The sequence below is a fragment of the Methanolapillus africanus genome, from assembly GCF_032714475.1.
In the GTDB taxonomy this organism is placed as follows: domain Archaea; phylum Halobacteriota; class Methanosarcinia; order Methanosarcinales; family Methanosarcinaceae; genus Methanolapillus; species Methanolapillus africanus.
Window position 1 is genome coordinate 1 of sequence record NZ_JAWDKD010000033.1, and the last position, 3,962, is coordinate 3,962.

Sequence of the window (3,962 nt, forward strand, 5' to 3'; positions counted from 1 at the left end):
ATGACTATATTTTTTATACTCGGAGATGGTTTGGTTCACGGGTGTTACTTCCTTTGGGCAAAAATAGGAAGATAAACACCCACTTCTATTTTTCGGAATTATGCACTTCTCCGTTGAATGCAGGTTTCCATTGTTTTCATTTATTTTTCACTTTTTATTCTCTTTTTATTTTCTGAAAGCTTTTAAATCTTTAAAGCCCGTTTTACAATTTATGTCAATGACCATCGGACTCGCCGGAAAACCGAACGCCGGCAAATCAACTTTTTTTAAAGCGGCAACACTTGCAGACGTTGAGATTGCCAATTATCCGTTTACGACGATTCATGCCAACCACGGCGTGACGTATATTCAAACCAAATGTCCCTGCCTGGAACGCGAGACGCGCTGCCATAAATGCGAGAACGGCATCCGTTACGTTCCGATTGACATCATCGATGTGGCGGGACTGGTTCCGGACGCGCACAAAGGAAAAGGTCTCGGAAATGCGTTTTTAGACGACCTCCGTCAGGCGCAAGCCATCATTCACGTCGTCGACGCGTCCGGCAGCACCGATCCGGAAGGCAATCCGATTGATATGGGCACCGGCAGCCCGGCGGCCGACGTTAAATTTTTGGATTATGAACTTGAAATGTGGCTTTTTGAAATTCTCAACCGCAACTGGTCAAAGCTGTCCAGAAAGATCAAAGCCGAAAACCTGAAGTTGGAAGAAGTCATCGCCGACCAGTTAAGCGGCGCCGGCATCACGGTGGAACACGCTTTGTTTGCGCTTCATGAAACGAAGCTCGGCAACAAAGAAGCTCAAAATTGGACGGAAGAAGACATGGTCGTTCTTTGCCAAGTGATTCGCAAGGAAAGCAAACCGATGATTATCGCCGCCAACAAATGCGACGTTGCCCCGGAAAAGACAAAAGCGGAATTGACCGATGTCGGCAAACCGGTTATTTTTATCAGCGCCGCCGCAGAACTGGCGCTCAAAACAGCTTCTAAAGCCGGTTTGATCAAATACGTTCCCGGCGACGACCACTTCGAAATTCTGGGGACACCGACGCCCGCTCAGGAAAAAGGTCTCAAATCGGTGGAACATTTACTGGAAACAAACGGCGGAACCGGCGTTCAAAAATGTATTCATGAAGCTGTTTTCGGCATTTTGGACATGATTGTGGTTTATCCGGTCGAAGACGAAGGCAAATGGGCGAACAAGATGGGTGACATGCTTCCGGACGCTTATTTGGTCAAACGCGGCTCGACGTGCAAGGATTTGGCGTACCGGATTCACTCGGAAATCGGCGACAAATTTTTGTATGCAGTGGACGCGAGAAGTAAAATGCGCCTCGCGGAAAAGCATGAGATGAAAGACGGCGACGTGATTAAAATCGTGTCGACGGCGAAGTAAAAATCAAAATTAATTTCTATTTTTTAATTCGAGTTGATCAAAAACGGTCAACTCACTTTTTTTGGCGGCATGAATAAATGATCGCCATAACGCGCGCGCCGGCGCCCGCAAAATAAAATGAAAAATCTGTTACGGAACGAGCGCGACAATTCCTTTGTCCGGCCTGTAAACGTCTCCTTTGAGAATCAGTTTTTGCAGCATTTCTTGGAACTTTTCCGGTTCCAGTCCTTTTTCTTTGCAATAATATTCGCAGTCGGCAACGATCAACGGTCCTTTTTCTCGAAGAACGGCGCAAATGATTTCGTCCGCTTTTTTGGGTTTTGTTTTCGGCGGCTCTTTTGTTTCAAAGGCGTGATAATTGGCTTGGTAAAGCGTTCCGTCTTCTTTTCTTTGAACCGGAACGCCGTCGGGTTGGTTGGCCAGTTCGGCTTGAAGCTGCGCACGCAGAAGCACCGCGTCTTCCCGGTCTTCAAAAGCGCCGAGAATCCGCAAACTTTTCGTTTGAATGATTGAATTGCAGCGTTGGCAACGTGTGGTTTTATGTCCGGGTTCCAGCAGCTGCGCGTTTCTTTCGCATTTCGGACAAACAAAAACAAGATACATAATACTCGGGTCCTTAAAATATTATTTTCAAACGCCGTAGCGTCTTTGCCGGTTCTTAAAATCCGTAAACGCTTTTTCCAAATCGGCGGTCGTCAGGTCGTTCAGGCTTTTTTTGATGAACACATATTCCGAATAAATCGTTTGCCAAATCATAAAATCGGTCAGCGTTTCCTCGTGACAAGATAAAACCAAGTCCGGTTCCATCGGCAGAATCAAGTTGCCGGAAATGAATTTTTGAACCTCGTCCGCCGTCATTTTTTCGGCGTCAAGCGCTTGATTTTGGTTTTGACTTTCCCGGATCATTTTTGACAGAATTGTTTTCAATTCGCTGCGGCCGCCAAGCCCCAAGACGAAATAAACGGAAGCGTCCGCTGTGCCGGTTTTTTCAATATCGGTATAATTATCAACAATCGTTGCGGTTTTTCCAAACGTCTTGTCGATTTCCGTTTTCAAAAACAATGTCAAACGGTTTCGCTTTTCATCGCCGATGGCATTTAAAATATTCACGTGAAAAATCACATTTTCGATGCCGGATTTTTTGATAAATGAAATATGACCGCCGATTTTGGACAGAGTGTTCTCTTCAAGATAGTCGCATTCGTTTGCGGTGATCAAAAGTGTTTTTAAAACATTTCCCATATTTCCTCTGTCCGGGTTTTGATTCGGCGTGTGGTTGTTTGTGATTAGTTATATGAACATCTGACGTTTTATTTTATCTCTACACATGAATATTCATTCTTAAAGTTTCGCTTCAATTATCTAATCAGAAAAAGAGAGAAGGAGAGATAAAACGATGAAAAATAAGACTCGGTGCGCTTGGGCCGGCAATGATTCTTTGTATCAAAATTATCACGACAACGAATGGGGACGTCCTGTTCATGACGACCGCATTCTGTTTGAAATGCTAATTTTAGAAGGCATGCAGGCTGGGCTCAGCTGGATCACGGTTTTGAAAAAACGGGAAAATTTCCGGGAAGCGTTTGACAATTTCGATCCGAATATCGTTGCCGGTTACGGTGCCGATAAAATCGAAACGCTGATGGGTAATTCCGGTATCATCAAAAACCGCCTCAAAATCAATTCGGCGGTCACAAATGCTCAAGCCTTTTTGAAAATTCAGGACGAGTTCGGCAGTTTTGACAATTTCTTGTGGGCGTTCGTGGATAATAATCCAATCAAAAACAGTTGGAAATCGATGTCGGAAGTTCCGCCACAAACAGAATTATCCGATAAAATCAGCAAGGAATTGAAAAAACGAGGGTTCAAATTTATCGGATCGACCATCGTTTATGCTTACATGCAAGCGGTTGGCGTTGTTGATGATCATACGGCGGATTGTTTTTTGTATGAAGGTGTTTAACTTAACTTAATTCACTTTTTAATATTTTTTCACATTTCTTCCTCCTTTCTTCCTCTTTTCTATTTTTCAAATATTATATATTTCATAATTATATTTTTGACAATTTATGAAATTCGCGGCAGCCTCTTTTCAATTCATTAATTTTTATAATATTTTTAATAATAGTGTTATTAAAAATAGACGGTTTCAGGTTTGATATCTTTTAGTATCCGATTAGATACTTTTGCGGTTAAATATGGTAAAAGAGATTCTTTAATTGTAATTATATTTTAATGCAAATCATATAATCTGTTATTATTCATGTAATAAGAACCGTAAAAACATATTTCAATGCTACTGTTCCGGGTTTCTGATTTGTTTTTGCCGATTGAATTATTTGCCTTTTCAACACACAATTTGTCTTAATTTCATTTTACTTTTAATATATAATATGTCGGGGGAAACTTTTATGAATAATTTATTTGATAACTCTACACTCGAACAAACAAACAAACAAACAAACAAACAAACAAACAAACAAACAAACAAACAAACAAACAAACAAACAAACAAACAAACAAACAAACAAACAAACATTTTACTGAGCCGCTCCGGCCTTTCATCTAA

At 41.7% G+C, this 3,962-nt stretch carries 4 protein-coding genes; 2 read left to right on the forward strand and 2 right to left on the reverse strand.

The genetic code is table 11. The annotated features are described in order from the left end of the window. Positions 1-211: 211 nt before the first annotated feature. Positions 212-1,393 (forward strand): redox-regulated ATPase YchF, encoded by a 1,182-nt coding sequence (locus MsAg5_RS09200; RefSeq protein WP_338100337.1) that lies wholly within the window; start codon positions 212-214, stop codon positions 1,391-1,393. 129 nt (positions 1,394-1,522) lie between these two features. On the opposite strand, the gene MsAg5_RS09205 is transcribed toward MsAg5_RS09200, so the two are convergent. After that, complete coding sequence (locus tag MsAg5_RS09205) at positions 1,523-1,996, reverse strand: DUF5817 domain-containing protein (RefSeq protein WP_338100338.1); 474 nt, start codon at positions 1,994-1,996, stop codon at positions 1,523-1,525. 27 nt (positions 1,997-2,023) lie between these two features. Then, positions 2,024-2,635, reverse strand: coding sequence for an undecaprenyl diphosphate synthase family protein (locus MsAg5_RS09210; protein WP_338100339.1), 612 nt, complete (start codon positions 2,633-2,635; stop codon positions 2,024-2,026). 154 nt (positions 2,636-2,789) lie between these two features. Here MsAg5_RS09210 and MsAg5_RS09215 point away from each other — a divergent pair, with 154 nt between their 5' ends. Further along, positions 2,790-3,356, forward strand: a complete 567-nt coding sequence (locus MsAg5_RS09215) for a DNA-3-methyladenine glycosylase I (RefSeq protein WP_338100340.1) — start codon at positions 2,790-2,792, stop codon at positions 3,354-3,356. The last annotated feature ends 606 nt before the right edge of the window (positions 3,357-3,962 follow it).